This window comes from Vibrio sp. 10N.286.45.E10, from assembly GCF_002874195.2.
In the GTDB taxonomy this organism is placed as follows: Bacteria; Pseudomonadota; Gammaproteobacteria; order Enterobacterales; family Vibrionaceae; genus Vibrio; species Vibrio crassostreae.
The window spans coordinates 1,806,207-1,822,950 of the sequence record NZ_MCWD02000002.1; the positions used below are offsets into that span (position 1 = coordinate 1,806,207).

At 45.1% G+C, this 16,744-nt stretch carries 13 protein-coding genes and 1 pseudogene; 6 read left to right on the top strand and 8 right to left on the bottom strand.

Annotation, left to right across the window (positions count from 1 at the left end):
- Positions 1-26 precede the first annotated feature (26 nt).
- Both BCU34_RS21035 and BCU34_RS21040 read right to left on the bottom strand, forming a co-directional pair.
- The gene (locus tag BCU34_RS21035; protein ID WP_102479652.1) at positions 27-1,052 is read right to left on the bottom strand and encodes a diguanylate cyclase domain-containing protein; all 1,026 of its coding nucleotides are present in this window, start codon (positions 1,050-1,052) and stop codon (positions 27-29) included.
- An 8-nt stretch (positions 1,053-1,060) separates the two neighbouring features.
- On the bottom strand, positions 1,061-1,516 hold the full coding sequence (locus tag BCU34_RS21040) for a hypothetical protein (protein WP_102479659.1): 456 nt from the start codon (positions 1,514-1,516) through the stop codon (positions 1,061-1,063).
- A 435-nt stretch (positions 1,517-1,951) separates the two neighbouring features.
- Here BCU34_RS21040 and BCU34_RS21045 point away from each other — a divergent pair, with 435 nt between their 5' ends.
- From BCU34_RS21045 to BCU34_RS21070, 6 genes are all read left to right on the top strand, one after another.
- Positions 1,952-2,326, top strand: a complete 375-nt coding sequence (locus tag BCU34_RS21045; RefSeq protein ID WP_048660315.1) for a c-type cytochrome — start codon at positions 1,952-1,954, stop codon at positions 2,324-2,326.
- 37 nt (positions 2,327-2,363) lie between these two features.
- The gene (gene ccoN / locus BCU34_RS21050; RefSeq protein WP_102479653.1) at positions 2,364-3,788 is read left to right on the top strand and encodes a cytochrome-c oxidase, cbb3-type subunit I; all 1,425 of its coding nucleotides are present in this window, start codon (positions 2,364-2,366) and stop codon (positions 3,786-3,788) included.
- Complete coding sequence (locus BCU34_RS21055; protein WP_102479654.1) at positions 3,789-4,403, top strand: cbb3-type cytochrome c oxidase subunit II; 615 nt, start codon at positions 3,789-3,791, stop codon at positions 4,401-4,403. It begins immediately after the preceding gene.
- Positions 4,400-6,556, top strand: coding sequence for a cytochrome c (locus BCU34_RS21060; RefSeq protein ID WP_102479655.1), 2,157 nt, complete (start codon positions 4,400-4,402; stop codon positions 6,554-6,556). Before BCU34_RS21055 ends, BCU34_RS21060 begins: the two co-directional genes overlap by 4 nt.
- 223 nt (positions 6,557-6,779) lie before the next feature.
- Positions 6,780-7,007 carry a PAS factor family protein gene (locus tag BCU34_RS21065; RefSeq protein WP_004730426.1) on the top strand — a complete coding sequence of 76 codons (228 nt, stop codon included), beginning with the start codon at positions 6,780-6,782 and terminating at the stop codon, positions 7,005-7,007.
- A 268-nt stretch (positions 7,008-7,275) separates the two neighbouring features.
- A complete protein-coding gene (locus tag BCU34_RS21070; protein ID WP_004730424.1) occupies positions 7,276-7,458 on the top strand; it encodes a hypothetical protein in 183 nt (60 codons plus the stop codon).
- A gap of 195 nt (positions 7,459-7,653) precedes the next feature.
- On the opposite strand, the gene BCU34_RS21075 is transcribed toward BCU34_RS21070, so the two are convergent.
- From BCU34_RS21075 to BCU34_RS21100, 6 genes and pseudogenes are all read right to left on the bottom strand, one after another.
- Positions 7,654-8,946 carry an alpha/beta fold hydrolase gene (locus tag BCU34_RS21075; RefSeq protein ID WP_102479656.1) on the bottom strand — a complete coding sequence of 431 codons (1,293 nt, stop codon included), beginning with the start codon at positions 8,944-8,946 and terminating at the stop codon, positions 7,654-7,656.
- Between the two features lie 383 nt (positions 8,947-9,329).
- On the bottom strand, positions 9,330-10,067 hold the full coding sequence (locus BCU34_RS21080; protein WP_102479657.1) for a DUF3726 domain-containing protein: 738 nt from the start codon (positions 10,065-10,067) through the stop codon (positions 9,330-9,332).
- A pseudogene (locus tag BCU34_RS21085) lies at positions 10,064-11,865 on the bottom strand (hypothetical protein). The gene BCU34_RS21080 and the pseudogene BCU34_RS21085 overlap by 4 nt, the downstream one beginning before the upstream one ends.
- A gap of 223 nt (positions 11,866-12,088) precedes the next feature.
- A complete protein-coding gene (locus BCU34_RS21090) occupies positions 12,089-13,684 on the bottom strand; it encodes a BCCT family transporter (protein ID WP_048660322.1) in 1,596 nt (531 codons plus the stop codon).
- Between the two features lie 230 nt (positions 13,685-13,914).
- Positions 13,915-14,910: a membrane dipeptidase gene (locus tag BCU34_RS21095; RefSeq protein WP_017060833.1), complete on the bottom strand. Its 996-nt coding sequence runs from the start codon at positions 14,908-14,910 to the stop codon at positions 13,915-13,917.
- Between the two features lie 182 nt (positions 14,911-15,092).
- Entirely contained in the window at positions 15,093-16,553 is a 1,461-nt protein-coding gene (locus BCU34_RS21100) for an aldehyde dehydrogenase family protein (protein ID WP_170960863.1), read from the bottom strand.
- Positions 16,554-16,744: the final 191 nt, after the last annotated feature.

Sequence of the window (16,744 nt, forward strand, 5' to 3'; positions counted from 1 at the left end):
AAACGAGACTAAGCCATATAAGAAGCTTAGCCTTGCATCGAGGTCAGTAACTCCATCATATCTTTGGAGCTTATGTTTTTCTTATGCCTGACTACGGCGTCAATCATCAACTCTAGGTTACCTGCCGAGATGTAATCACTGAGCACGTCGTTAAATTTCTCCTGAATTTCATCACTCGCGTACAAATGGTCAGGAATAAAAAATAAAAACTGGCTTCCGCTACTGCGAAACGAAATGGTGCTTTCTGGTATCTTAGCAGTCAGAGACTTAGCTGCCGAACTCACTACAAGATCGCCATATTCAAGACCATATTTTTGATTAATTTCAGTAAGGTTTCTGATTCGGACAAAATAGAGATCAAAGTTGTTATCTTTCGAGTAGCTATTCTTCACAAATTTCATCAATGAGATTCGATTACGAAACCCTGTAATAAAATCCGTAGAGTAGAGTTTTCTTTTGATAGAGAAATCCACATAGAAAATAACCCCGGTAATCAGCAAGATAGCAACTAGAAACACGCTACTGATTCGATGGACGGTAACTAAGTTATCAACCATTGAAGTATTTTCTTCAATCACAGGGCTTTGTAAGCGAAACTTGTCGTTAATAAAATCTACAAGTGTGTGGTAGCAAATATCGACCTTTTTCTGTAATGACTCCTTGGGTAATAATCCTTCACTGACCAATTTTATCGATGATTCCAAGCTCTTAAATTTATCAAACTCCGAAGTGAAATAAGGCTTAAAATTTGCTGACTTAATGAAATTGGAAGATTCAGTGCTGTTAATCAATATATCAAAACGACTCCACGTAATATCGTACGCTAGCCATAACTCATCGTAATCGATAGTTTCGGAACGACTTACCATCAGAAAATTGGCATATTCCTTTACTAACTGGAAAACAAACCAGGTGGCTTCATTTTGTCGAGTCGAAAAGCTTTTGTTGATGTCGTTAATGCGAGTGACACTGTAAATATTAACGGTGAGCACCACCGCAGCCAAAGATAACACGACGACTTTAATGGCAGTCAACGACAACAGCTTTTTCATAGAGACCTCTATAGGTGGATATCGCGTATCTGCCAGATCATCTTGGCATGGAAGTCTGTATTATCAATATCAGGCGTCGAAGACAATGGATATATCAACCAATAGGGCCCTTTATCTCTAACCGACATAAATTGACCATTTTGTTTTATCGCAATGATCGGTTGGTAATCGTAAAAATCTTCCTTGGGCACCGCAATTTTATAGTCATTCAATGCTACGAAAGTTACCTGAGATACAATAGGTAAGTCCATGGTTTCAAGTACTATTTGCAAGGTCACTCCGCTATAGACTAGCTCTCCATCCACCCAAGGTAATGATGTAATAATCTCTTGTTGGGGAAGTTGTAACAGTTGCTCTCGGCTTAACTGGTGCTTTTGACCTAGATGGTCAAATACGGTGAGTTGCGATGTAGCGAAAATAGAAAATGAACACAATGAAAGCATGAACAACAGTGCAGTTCTCATTTTAAACTCCGTTTTAAAAAGGTCACTCATCTGAGTTTAGTCCATATTAGGCATTTGACTTGCTTAGACATTGCCTTATTTTTCATTCGTACAACTCAACCCTGACTAAATAACATTTCAACCTTATAATCCAGCGCGAACACAACCTTTGCTCCTTCCCAGATAATCATTGGCTCACGTTTATTTAGCAGAAATCTCTGCTTTTTAAACACCTTGAGTAATCCAATCCAGCCACTGAATACGTAGTGACCAATAAAATTGACAATAAAAATGAGTCAGCAAGTAGCGAGAATGCCTGTCGCTGCATAACCTTTAATCGAACGTGAGCAGTTTTAAGAGCCTGTTTATCTGGTATCTGTCGCTTCATATTCCGCCAGCCGATATCGAGCGTCGCTCTTAGGAAGCTTACTCACTTCATAATCAAGGGAATCGATAATGAGTTTATACAAGCGAAAATTTAACCCCATGACGACACTTTCTACCTTAGTAATGACGCTGGTCATGTTTCCTGTTTCTGCTGAAGTTGATCAAGAGCAATTCGAATTGGGTAAGCAAAAAGCCAAAGTGTGTATGACCTGTCATGGAGTTGATGGTATTTCTACACAAGACCCTTACCCCAACCTCCGCGGCCAAAAAGTGGGTTACCTAATCTCTTCACTGAAAGATTACCAGACTCGAGAAAGAACCAGTGGTTTAGCGATTCTCATGCAGCAACAAGCCGACACGCTCTCAGACCAAGATATCCGCGACATTTCCTATTTCTATTCAATGCTTGGTAACGATTCGAGCGAAATCGGCGATTCAAATTAAGTCAGCGGTTCAAAACCCCTAGGCAAGGAGCCTTGTTATGGAACAAGTGACAACGCAATACAGCATTAAGGTCGTGAAGTACTTCATCGTCGCATCCTTAGTGTGGGCGATTGTAGGTATGATCATCGGCGTGATTCTCGCCGCGCAATTATATTGGCCAGTCTTAAACTTTGATTCTCAATACTTCCAATTTGGTCGACTGCGTCCGCTACATACATCAGGAGTGATTTACGGCTTCGTCGTGAATATCTTGATGGGGACCTCATTGTACATTGCCCAACGAACGGGCCATTGTGACTTGTTCAATAAAAGCCTTTCATGGATGGTATTTTGGGGCTGGCAATTCATCCTGTTGCTTGCAGTCATTTCCTTACCCGCAGGCCACACTACTTCAAAAGAGTATGCGGAGCTTGAATGGCCAATCGACTTAATGATTGTGCTGGTTTGGGTGCTTTATGCGGTGTTGTTCTTTGGCACCCTTGCTAAGCGGAAGGTCAGCCATATCTTTGTGGCAAACTGGTTCTTTGCTGCTTTCATTATCGTCGTTGCCATGATTTTCATCGTCAACAACCTCGCGATACCAGTGTTGGCGATGAAGTCCTACTCTGTATTTGCTGGGGCTCAAGATGCAATTGTTCAGTGGTGGTGGGGACATAATGCCGTCGGTTTCTTACTGACCGCTGGTGTGATTGGTATGAATTACTATTTCATACCCAAAGCGGCGGATCGACCTATCTATTCGTACCGTTTGTCTGTGATCCATTTCTGGGGCTTGGTTGGCTTCTACACATGGGCCGGAACGCACCATTTAGTTTATTCTTCCGTTCCTATATGGATTCAGAACATCGGTATCGTGATGTCATTAATCCTATGGCTCCCTTCTTGGGCCGGTGCGTTCAATAGCGCAATGACCCTTTTACAAAACAAGGAAAAGCTGAAATCCGACTACATTCTTTTATTCTTTTTCTCAGCGATTCTTTACTACTGTTTGGCGACATTCGAAGGTCCACTGCTTGCCATTCGTTGGTTCAACATGGTGGCACACAACACCGAGTGGATCATAGGACACGTACATTCCGCAGCTCTTGGATGGGTTGGGATGTCAGGGATAGCGGTTTTTTACTATTTCATTCCACGCTTATGGGGCCAAACCGACCTTTGGTCGCGACGACTGATTAAATGGCACTTTTGGCTCGCTCATGCTGGCGTCGCCATCTATGCAATAGCACTTTGGATCGCAGGCATCGGTGAGGGTTATATGTGGCTCGCTCAAAATGAAAATGGCGAACTGATTTACAGTTTTGTAGAAGCTATGGACTTTAAAGCACCTTGGCTATTCATGCGTTTCTTTGGCGGTGCGCTGTTTGTACTTGGATTGTTCTTAATGGCATTCAACTTGTACAAAACGGTTCGTATGCCAACCGTACATGACGCTAAACACACCATTAGTGAGGGGGCTTAAGTGATGAGTAAAGACTTTACACATTCAATCGTCATTTTAATTTTGACCACCGTTGTTGTCGCCTCCTTCTCTTTATTAGTTTGGGTAGTACCAAGCATTGTCCGTGGAGATGATATTGCCAAAGGCAGCTTAGCGATACCTCTGACACCTATTGAGTTAGCAGGTCGAGATATCTACATCAGCGAAGGCTGCCATGTTTGTCACACTCAGATGGTTCGCCCTCTAGAACCAGAAGTGAAACGTAATGGTCGCCCGAATAAAGAAGCGGATGATATCTATGAGTTTCCAAACTTATGGGGTTCAAAGCGTACAGGCCCAGACTTAACCAATTTAGGTAGAAAGTATTCTGACCAATGGCATGTCATTCACCTCGTGAACCCTCGCAGAGTTGTCCCTACCTCTATCATGCCCTCTTACCCGTGGCTGTTTGAGCAAACTCTGACTGGAGATGATATCAGCGCCAAAATGGAAGCCTTGCGCAAGCTGGGTGTGCCTTATACCGACAAAAAGATTGGCGATGCGAGATTGCAAGTAAGAGGCAAAACCAAAGGTGAAGCGCTAATTCGTTACCTTCAAAGCCTTGGTAAAGATACGTCACAGGAGGTATCACAATGAGCACATTTTGGAATCTATGGGCGGTATTATTAACCTTAATTTTCTTTGTTCTGATGGTGTCTGTTGTCGTTAAATACTGGCGTAGCAATCACAAGGCCGATCACGACCACACCATTGGCACCTTTGATGGCATTGAAGAGAAAGACGCGCCGCCACCTAAACTGCTGTTTGTCAGTTATGCGGTAGCCTTCTTACTCTCTGCAGGCTACTTGGTGCTCTACCCTGGGCTTGGTGAGTGGAAAGGCTTAGTCGATTGGGAGCAGAGTGATGACAAGCTCAGTTCACCATCCACCACTCTCAATGAGCAATTTGCACAAACCAGTGAAACCACGTTAGAGGGATTAGCTGCAGTTCCTGAGATCGTGAACAGCGGTCAGATACTATTCCAAACTCACTGTGCGGCGTGTCACCGAGACAATGCACAAGGCCAGAAACACTTCCCTAACCTTATCGACCAAGATTGGTTATATGGCGGTAGTGATGAGGCTGTGATCCATTCCATTGCCAAAGGGCGAAATGGTGCGATGCCAGGTTGGAGCGAAATCATGCGCCCGGATGAAGTGGCAAAGGTATCTTACTATCTAGCGTCTCTTAACCAGCGTCATACCGATGTGCCTGAGGTTAAGGTCGAACTCGGTAAGACCTTATTCGCCAAATATTGTTCGTCTTGCCATGCCGATGGTACGGTCGCCAACCCAGCGATTGGAGTACCCGACCTTTCCGATGATACTTGGCTACACGGGGGCAGTATTGAAGAGATTCAGCACACCATCAATTACGGTTTGAATAATCTAATGCCTGCGTTTGATGATCAGCTCAGCGAGAACGAAATACTCGCGCTTGGGGCTTATATCCGACGCGCTGGTGAAGTAGAGCAACAAAGGCTCGCGAGTTTGAAAGCATCATCTGTTGAGCGCGGAGAATATCTCGCTTATGCCGGTGACTGTGTGGCTTGTCACAGTGCAGAAGGTGGTGAACCCTTTGCTGGCGGCTTACCGTTCGTGACACCTTTCGGCACCGTGTATTCAACCAACATAACCCCACACACCACCGAAGGTATCGGGACTTATGACTTCGATGATTTCCGAGCCGCGTTAGTTGCGGGTAAAGGTAAGAACGGTTACTTGTATCCTGCAATGCCTTACACCTCTTATCAATACCTCACCGATCAAGACATGGTCGATTTATGGGAATACATGCAGTCAATCACCGCCGTGCCACGACGCAATGATGACAACAGCATGATGTTTCCATCCAATATTCGCTTAGGTTTGCTTGGCTGGAACATCGTATTCATGGATACCGACCCTATTGATTACGAAGTACCAGAGGAACTTAAAGGAGAAATTGAGGATGTCGATAAGTGGCAACAAGGCAAATATTGGGTCGCAGGACTTGGTCACTGTTCGGAGTGCCATACGCCACGAAACATTGCCCAAGCACTGATACCAGAACGTATTTTCCAAGGTAACTTAATCGACGGTTGGAACGCACCTGACATCACCGCAAATGAGCTGTATATCGACGGCTGGGATGAGAAAATACTCACCGATTTCTTACACACAGGTCACTCAGACAAAGGTACGGCTTTTGCGGGTATGGCTGATGTAGTGAAAAACAGCCTAAGCTTGATGACGCGTGAAGATATTGAGTCTATGTCCTACTACTTGCTGAGCGGTGATATCAACAACACCATTAGCAGCGATGCCGTGCCGTTACAGCCTCAAGGCTTTGATGAAGAGTCTTACGCAGCTGAAATCTACACCACGTATCGTCAAACCTGTGGGGCGTGTCATGGTGATGATGGTAAGGGTCGCGACCCTATCGCCCCTACTCTATTGAATAACGGTATTATCATGCACAGCGACCCATTCAACACCATTGCGGTAACCGTACGTGGCCTACAACCCACCTATCTCGACAAGGATAGAAACTTCATGCCGATGGCAAGTTTTGAAGATGTATTGTCGGATCAGAGACTGGCTGAGTTGATTACCTTCGTGCGATTGCATCTTGGAGACAGGCAAGAACCAGTCACCGCAGAGCATGTTCGTGAGGTAAGAGAAACACTTGAAGCTGCAGGTTACGCAGGTGGCTTACATACCACACCGGACATGTATGACCGCAGAGATAACACCATCAACATCCGATAGCGGACATATCATTTAGACAGTGAATTGCAATAAACCAAAGGAGGCCAATGTGCCTCCTTTTCATTTTCGGTCCTCTTGTACGCAGTGGCGTCAGACAACACAATTATAACTAACTAATTACACAATTAAGCAGATCTGCACATAATGCGATCAATCTCGCAGAACAAAGATGACACCAAGTGCATAATGTTCAAAATTTTTCAAAGATGTACGAAGGACAGATATGGATACAACTACACTCATCTACGATACGTTGGAAGGCCTGTCGAGCGCAAAGCCACAGCAACACGCTCAAATCCGCCAAAATCTATATAACCAATTAGATTTATCATTTGAGAAGCAGTTGGCTTTGTATTCATCAGTTCTAGGTCCAGCGAGTGCTGGTAGATTGACCGATTTGGATAGTGCAGTCATGTCTGCACGCAAGATTGTTGGTTTAGAAAACAGCTAATCTAGCTTCAACCTATCTCCATTTTAACGCTGCCATTGTGCAGCGTTTTTTTATACACGCTATTTACAATAAGTACGGCTATTAACGATAAATGCAGCTGTTTACGATAAGTATGTATGGCTCTTTACAATAAGTCCAAGTCGCTGCAATTTTCAAGTTGCTCGCATTCTCATTTGGTTAATCTTATGTTCCATTTTTAACAGGTGTGTAACCTCAATAATGGCGCTAATGTTAGTAGCACGTTAACCACACATCGGATGGAAGAATCATGAGAGTACTTATTGAATATACACAAACAGGCAAATATCGTGACCATGCGTGGGAAGCACTAACGATTCGTTCAAAAGGCGAAATTCAAGCTGTGACTCCCTCTTATGCGGCGCAGCTCATCGAACAGAACCGCGCCAGCTTATCGACTACTGAAAATCAAGATATCGTCATCCAACCATAATGAGTTTAGAACTATCCCTCCCGGTTCTTAAATTCTCTGTTTTACTCGCTTTAGTAATCAATACGATACAAAGTAAAAACAGAGTTTGATGACATAAAAAAAACGCTGCACGGATGCAGCGTTTTCTTGTTTCTGGCGTGCCTTGTTTCTAACTTAGATAACTTCTAACGTAGATAACCTACGCAGAGAATTTGATTATTTTGGCAAGTTTTCTAACGAATCAACCATTGCAATTAACTTATCGACAATTCTTTCGCCGTCCACTCGCAAACCATTGTGTTCATATTCACTAGTAATCCACGCTTTCGAATTTGGAATATTCGCCAGTGTTTCACGGCTGTAATCCAACTCAACGTACATGTCATCCGCGTAAACCGCACACGCCATTGGAACCGTATTCTTACTTAGCTGTTCTGCGTTGTACAAAGTGCCCCAGTCCGACTTTTCAGCCAGCATGTTCGCCGCTTCACGCAGTGGCTTCAGTGTTTCTAATTGGTCGAACATCCATGGATAAACCATTTCGCCAGTAAACCAGAATTCACTGCCCGATTGATAGTTGAAATGCGGATACTGCTCACGCACGCGATGTGCCGACCAGTTAGACGCTGTGCCTTGGCAGTAAATCGATTCATGCAGAATCGCGTAAATAGGGTTTGTTAGGTAGCCCTGCTCTTGCTGCATTTGGTTTAGGAAGCTGTAGCTCAGCTGCTTGTTACCGTTCACTTCAACAAACGCACTCTCTAGTGTGAAGTACATAGGAAGGTTTGCTTCACCGCCACCAAGGTTAATACCAATCAATTGGAACTGTTCAACCGTAAACACCTGACCGTTTGGCAGTCTCACGTCGTTGTTAAGCAGGTAATCAGAGATCTCACGACACATAGCTTGCGCTTGTGGGAACTGAGCAAAGAAGGCTCTGTTTTTGTCTTCTACACGCTTGTAGGTTGCTCGATACACATCATCAGCTTCGCGCTCGATAGACGGAATACCGCCCGTGACATAACAACGCTGTAAGCTTTGTGGGAACAGCGACAAGTAGCTAAGTGTACAGAAACCACCAAAGCTCTGGCCAATCGTCGACCATTGTTTAACACCGAACTGCTCACGAATCGCTTCCGCGTCGCGCACGATGTTGTCTGCTCTGAAATGCGATAGGTATTCAGCTTGTTGTTCAGGAGACAAATGAGCCAAGGTTTCGTGGCTGATCACCGTGCTATTGCCTGTACCACGTTGGTCAAGAAGCAGAACACGGTAGTTTTGCAATGCACGCTTTAGCCAACCTGATTGACCGCTGACTCGTGGCGACGGGAAGCCCGGTCCACCTTGAAAGTAGATCAACCACGGCAGTTGTTGCGCATCTTTAGCAAGATCAACCAGCTCACGTGCGAAGACTTGGATCTGTTGTCCATCTTTTGCTTGATAATCGAGTGGCAACTCAAAAGAGTGCTGACGATACAGGGTGGTTCCATCAATAAAGTTAGCTTGCACGCTTCATTCCTTTTTTATCTGATTCTAAAGTCATTGGTACGAATAAAAACGGCGCCTGTTGGCACCTTTAGTTAGCAAGATACGCATAGTGGCTTGTAAAAGAAACCGTTTGTTTAACATGATTGTGAAGGTTCTTCATCTAATCGCTTAATTTACCTTCAACGCGTAACAACTTGTGTCAAAACAGAGAGTTTAAGGTGTGACCTATTGAGAGGAAGAACAAAAGTAGAACACAAATAAAAAGAGCTTAACGAGGTGAGGATACGTTAAGCTCTTTGGTTTTATCTGTTGTAAATGAGGTTTATAAATTCAATAAGCTCAGGATTTATAGGCTCAGTTTCTATAAGCTAAATATCTATAAACTAAAGCTCTATAAAATAAAGCTAAGAAGCTTCTAGCTCACCTGCACCTTGAATTGAACGTTGGCTGTTTTCAACAAGGATCGCCGTGGCCGTTTCTTTCAACGCGCCCCACTCTCCATCGTCAACTTCAATGCCCTCGTACCACGCCTTCTCTTGAGTTTTAAAAAGCGCTTCCGATTCAATGTGTGTTTGGTAGCCATCTGACAAACGTTCGATATCGAAATCCTGGACGGAAAGCTCGATGGTCATATTGTGGATATGATCGTCCGATGCCAGAGGCAAATCTGATAAAAACAATTCTGGTGCAACGCAACCACGGTTAAGCACATACAAAGTGCTCTTAGGGTTGGAGCCATTATCCCAACGTGCAGTACACGCGATGCCCTTCGCCGCCAGTTTCACAAGCTCGCTGTACGCTAGCCAGCGGTTATGACAGTTGTTTAACTCAATTTTCAGCGTCTTCTTGCCGACCATTTTTTCAATCGCGTAATCCATCACCACAGGTAGGTGGCACGCTAAACTTGCCTTGTGCAGGTCAACTTCAACCGTGTTATCACTAAGCACTTGAATGTCCACTGGGCAATCGTCTTCTAACCCAATGAAGTTGCTCGCATTGTTAAAATGACGAACACCATCCAACCCCACCATTTGTAAATCTGCCACCATGTTCGCTATCACATCGGCTTCACCACATGTACGGCGCATACCCAGAAAGGCTTTATTGACGGCCGCTACCAGTTCATTGTGAGAAACGATCATAACGATTTACCTCCATGTTGAGCATTGATATGTGTAGTAGCTTTTTGTGAATCAGCGAGCTCCGCTTCACTTGGTAATACTGGGAACACCCATTCGTCCTGATGAATTTCATCAAGCAGTGGCGCACCTTGGAAAAACGTCACTCGTACCCAACGGTCTGAGCGAGGATCAAACTTAGTCGCACCAAACATCGCAAGCTTGCAACGCAGTAAGTGCATTGGTGGCGAATCTTGGTGCAGCACATTCATTTGAATGTCGCCCATCGCTTTGTTGCCTAGCGTCCATACACGACGTGCAATAGCACGATGCTGTGGCTGCTTAACAAGGAACTCAGCCAATGAAAGCTCTGGCGCAAACTGCAATAAAGCATGGTACAAACGGTAAGCTTGACGGCCTATATCCAACGGCAGTTCACGCTCTTCGCCTAGCTCTTCACCTCGAACACCGAGTCTTGGTTCTTCTTTATCTCGAGAGCGGTACCAGAACCAGTAGTTGTTTTCGGCTTTAGTAAAGTCGGTCGTGATAGCCCAACGGTACTTTTCTTCTAACACAACCAAAAGGTCTTGAATCTTTTTACCACTTGGAAGCGACAGTGTTTCGCTGCTATTCATTTGCTCTTGATGGGCGTCCACTAATTCTGGGTACAATTCCATCAAGCATGAGATAAGGATTTCTTGGGCTTCCATACTCATGTGCTTAGATTGTTCAACTAACTGCGCCCACGTATCACATTGGCTGACAAACACTTCTAGCGATTGCTCTGCGTGTTTTAATTCATCAACCGCTACTTTGTTCAACTCTTGCTGGTTTTCATTGATGGTAACGACTTGTTCTAAATGACACACAGCTTTGTTCATCAAAGCGCGTAACGGTTCAATCAGTGCTGTATCCGTGTGACTAGCTAACACGTCAGCCAATGCATGCTCACGTGTTGTCATCCACTGATCGACAATACTCGGGTGGTTAATAAGGTATGGCGCCATGCCTAAACCAGTCGCATTACCAACACCAAGGTAACGCTGTAATCCTCTATGCAAGGTAATCGCTTGTTCACCGCCCTGTTGCTCGGCTAGGTAATGAACCCAATCTAGGCTGAACTCACGCAGCATATAAACCGCACACATTTGCGCACTAAACGACTGATTAAAATCTTCATTTTTCTCTAAGATTTTAAAGTCAGCAATGCCAAATTTGCCATTACCGTATACCGCTGTCGTTCGCAGGATGTAACCCACTTCAGCCAGCTCTTTTGGCGTTGGTTGAACACCTTTAGCCAAGTGACTCACGATGTGTTCAAACACACGTACACTTTTGTTTGCACGCGCCAACACAAGCACGTTATTTGGATTACGGCCTGCTTCTTGAAGCGGTACGTTCGCACGAAGTCTTTCAAGTAGGGCGACATCAACATCACCAAGAACAAGCGCAAACGTTACGTCCCACTTTTCAGCAATTACACGGTCATTTCGTTCGTCATCTGCAATCTCATCGCAGAAAACAACCAAATGATAAACATGGTTTGGCGTCGCAAGCTTATAGATAACATGACCAAAACCTTGAGCGTCTAATTGCCACTCATGTTTCGTCACTTTCCATTCTTGCTGAGCCATTTTACGAATCAGAGTTCTAACGAAGCTGATACGTGTTTGGTGCATTGCACCTAGCCTTTCCGGTGCCATGACGACAGTCGCGTCACGTAGTGCTGATTCAGTGTAGGTAGAACGATGTGCATCCATTTGCTCACCACCTTATAGTTATAGGATTTTGCTAGCCATTCAGAACCGATCGTTGCCATCATTTGAAGCATTCGTTTTTACAGTGTGTTGGTTAGCTTTCACGTTATTTGGGGCAAGCGAGCTCACCCCTTATTATTTTGTCCTGACTAGATCAATTGACCTAAATACGTGCCGCCCGATGTATCTTCACCAGTACGGTTTTTTGTTCCTTTCGGAATTTTGCATCAGCCTTCTTTCAAAGGCTGATTTGTTCTTATTTAATCAGTTTCTTACAGAGCCTTATTATTACAGCCCCTGCTCTTTTGCCATCTTGATTGCGATTTGAGGCGCGTTCCAAAGTGATGGCAGCAAGATTAAGGAAACCGGTACCGCGGTGATAACAATGAAGGATTGCAGCGCTGAAATACCGCCAGAACCTAGGGAAATCAGAATTAACGCTGTTACCCCCATCATCACACCCCAGAAGGTACGAATAATTGCATTGGGTTCTGTCTCACCACTGATAACTACACTGATGGTGTAAGTCATTGAGTCACCAGTCGTTACGATGAAGATCGTTGTTAAGATCAAGAACAAAATAGATATCAGCATTGGCATTGGTAATTGCTGAGTCACAGCTAGTAGTGCGCCTGGTAAGTTAAAGCCTTCAAATGCCTTACTTACGCTACCCGGATCTGCGATTTCGAACGCAAGACCAGAGCCACCAACAATCGTGAACCAGAAGCAAGTAACAAACGGTGCGATAAGGCTAATGGTTGATACCAATTGGCGTATACTACGACCGCGTGAGATACGAGCGATGAAGATTGCCATCATTGGGCCGTAACCTAGAAACCAGCCCCAGAAGAATACTGTCCACCAGCTCAACCAACCTTCGTCACCACGGTAAGTCGCCATTGGGATGAAGTTATCAATCATGCTGCCTACACCTTGAATGTAGCCATTGAAGATAAAGTTCGTTGGACCAAAGATCAGGATGTAGACCATCAATGCCATTGCCAAAATTACGTTGTAACGGCTTAGCATTTGCATCCCGCGGTTAAGACCACTTAATGCCGATAATGTGTATAAAACGATTGCGAACAGAATGATGATTAGCTGTGTTGTGAAACCATCTGGAATATCAAACAGTGCGTTCAGTGCGTAGCTCACTTGCAAGCCTAAGAAGCCGATAGGACCGATGGTGCCCGCCGCTACTGCGACAATACAACATGCATCAATCAATGCGCCTGTGTGGCCTTTCAGTGCACGCTCACCCAATACTGGGTAAAGCAAAATACGAGGTTTAAGCGGCAAGCCTTTGTCGTAGTGAAGGTGCATAACCACGATAGACGTTAAGCTGCCGACGATAGCCCATGCTAAGAAACCCCAGTGCATGAAGGATTGCGATAACGCATTCACCGCGCCTTGCTGTGCGTTTTCTTGTGCGCCGTACAATGGTGGCGGGCTAACGTAGTGAGCAATAGGCTCTGCTGCTGCCCAAAATACGCCGCCGCCTGCCAGTAGCGTACAGAAGATGATCGCCATCCAACGGAAACCATCCATTTCAGGTTTAGCGATGCCGCCTAGGATAACCTTGCCTGTTCGCCCTGCCGCGAGGCCAAGACCAATAAGAAAAGTCAGAAGAAGAAGCATTTGCCAGTAAGGACCGAATACTTTAACAGACCATGCAAAGCCAGCGTTTACTAGGCTTGATAACAGCTCGCCATCAAATAGAGCAAGTGCCACGAACAGAGCGATAAAGCCGCCGCTGTACCAAAGTGCTGGGTTGGATAGACCTAATTTATCTGATGTAGACTCAGACCCGTTTGTGTTGCTTGTTGTGTGTGCTTGACCCGCATTTAAGCTTGAAGATTTCACGCTATTGGTTAAATCAGACATACTCTGACTCCAGAGGTTTCTTTGCAGCTGTCATTTGAATGATGACTACAAGGGTGTATTTAACACCTGCCCTATTGTTTTTTGTGTTGGGCAGGCTAATCCATGTTTAGGTTACCGCGTTGCGAAATAGACCGTTGTTCCTTTTGAATAGTGAAATTGGTTTAAGCAGCACTTGCTAATTGAACGTTTGTTAGAAGGCTGCTAATTCGATGATGGCTTGCGAGAAATCGTTAACCCTTGGTTTGAGGCTCTAGGCCATCTTTCAAGAAGTTAAACCAGTTTTCTCCCAAGACTTGCCCAGCTTCAGACTCGCTGAAACCATGACGCATCAATCCGTTATAAATATTTTCCATACCCGCACTACCACAGAACCAAGGCAACGCATCTGGCCAACCTGAGTTGTTCGCAGAGCCTTCACCGTAGTCCATAGCTTTAGACCAACGACCATTTCTCATCCACTCAAGAACGGCTTGAGGTTGGTTTAAGCATAGGTCACTGCCAATACCAAGGTGCTCTACGCCGACCATGTCAGCGGTAGTCGCAACCATCTGGCAAAAGTCTTCCAATGTACATTGGCTGCCATTTGGTAGGTGGAATGGGTATAAGCTGAATCCGATTAAGCCACCGCGTGCGGTTAGGGCTTTAATCACATCGTTTGATTTGTTTCGTAATGCATCATGAGCGAACGTCGGGTTCGCGTGACTGATACAAATAGGACGAGAAGACAAGTCAATCGCTTCAAGTGTTGAGCGCTCGGCACTGTGAGACATATCGATGATCATGCCCACTCGGTTCATCTCTTCGATGGCTTGTTTACCAAAGCGAGTAATACCAGTGTCGTTCTTCTCGTAGCAACCTGTCGCCAGTAAGCTCTGGTTGTTGTACGTCAGTTGCATGATCAAAAGACCTTGCTTACGCATCACTTCGATAAGACCGATCTCATCGTCGATTGGAGAACAGTTTTGAGCACCAAGGAAAATACCGACTTTACCGGTCGCTTTTGCAGTCTCAACATCAGCCATTGAGTGAATCGGCATAATAAGGTCTGCGTTCTGCTCGAATCTTAAGTTCCACTCTGCAAAGCGAGATAAGGTTTCACGAGCTGTCTCATGGTAAACCGCGGTAGCGTGAACTGCTGTAATGCCGCTCGCCTTTAGTGTTTGGAAGTATTCTCTATTCCAATTGCAGTATTGCAATCCATCTATAACAATCCGTTGCTGGTACATAACCACTCCTATTGAAAGCTCAGTGTTCTAGCTCGGTTTTGAAAACACGCTCAAGTAACATGTTTTCAAAAATGGGTTAAATCACTTGTCTAAGTTCGTTTGCTGTTTTGGTTTGAATGTTGGCCTGACTCTGTGAATCAGGCCACTTTTCATTAATAGAACGTCAATTAATAGAGATCTATCTAGTAAGGACGCTGGTAAGCCGTCTTAACCACTGTGTAGAACTCTTTCGCGTATTGACCTTGCTCACGAGGACCGAAGCTAGACTCTTTACGGCCGCCAAACGGTACGTGGTAATCCGTGCCTGCTGTTGGTAGGTTCACCATCACACAACCTGTTTGCGCTTGTTGCTTGAACATTACGCTAGTACGTAGGCTCTGAGTAATGATGCCGCCTGTTAGACCAAAGCGAGTATCGTTGGTCGTCGCGATAGCTTCTTCTAGGTCAGCCACACGAATCACGCTTGCCATTGGTGCGAACACTTCCTCTTGGTTCACTTCCCAATCGTTCTTAGTGTTTAAGAACAGCGTTGGAGACATGTAAAAACCTTCGTGTTGCATGCTCAAGCGTTCACCACCAAATGCCAGCTCACCGCCACTTTGACGCGCTTTCTCAACCCAGCCTAGGTTTGCTTCAAGTTGGTTACCGTCAACTACCGGCCCCATGAACACGCCTTCTTCTAGTGCGTGACCCACTTTCAGCTCGCTCATACGCTTAATCAGTGCTTCAACGTATTGGTCGTGAATGCCGTCCATAACCACTAGACGAGAAGATGCTGTACATTTTTGACCTGCGCCAGAGAATGAACCTGCGATAGTTGCATCAACTGCTGTTTGGATATCAGCATCGTCAGCAACAACAAGTGCGTTCTTACTGCCCATTTCTAGTTGGCAACGAACGAAGTTTGGTGCGGTAGCGGCTGCTACTTTACGACCCGTATCAACCGAACCAGTAAAGCTCACACCGTTCACTTCTTTAGAGTTGATCAGTGCATCACCCACTGTTGAACCGCTACCCAAAACAAGGTTGAACGTACCTGCAGGGATACCTTGACGGTGGATTATCTCAGTAAGCGCAACCGCACTTGCTGGTGTTAGGTTTGCTGGTTTCCAGATAACGCTGTTACCGAAAGCCAGTGCTGGAGCGATTTTCCAAGCAGCCGTTGCTGTCGGGAAGTTCCAAGGAGAGATGATGCCGATAACACCAACCGCTTCACGAGTCACTTCAACAGAAACGCCAGGGCGTACTGAGTCCGCGTTGTCACCAATTTGACGAAGCACTTCAGCCGCAAAGTATTGGAAGAACTGTCCTGCACGGTAAATCTCACCACGACCTTCAGCAAAAGGCTTACCCTCTTCACGCGAAAGTAGTGTGCCTAGTTCATCACAACGTGCAATCAGCTCATCACCAATCGCTTGAAGTACCGCTTGCTTGCGTTCAATCGGCGTTTTTTCCCACTCTGGTTGAGCGTGTTTTGCCGCTGAAATCGCTTGTTGAACTTGCTCTGCGCTTGCTTGTGCAAAGTTACCGATGTTTTCAGAAATATCTGATGGGTTAATGTTCGCAACGGTGCTTACACCAGCTTGCCATTCGCCGCCAATGTAAAGTGCGCTTTCTGCTTGAACATTCTGTAATTGAGTCATCATTCTGTCCTTGTAACGGTTAGGTTGCGGTTGAGTCTGGCAACCATTTGGTTAATTAATAAACTGTTAATATTCAGGTAATTAATTGCTAAAATAAGTCGTACATTTTGTATCTGAAATGAACCCGACCGCTTGTATCAATAAACCGCTTTAATTCAAAAGAGTTTTGATCCGCAAATAGCCTTAGTTCA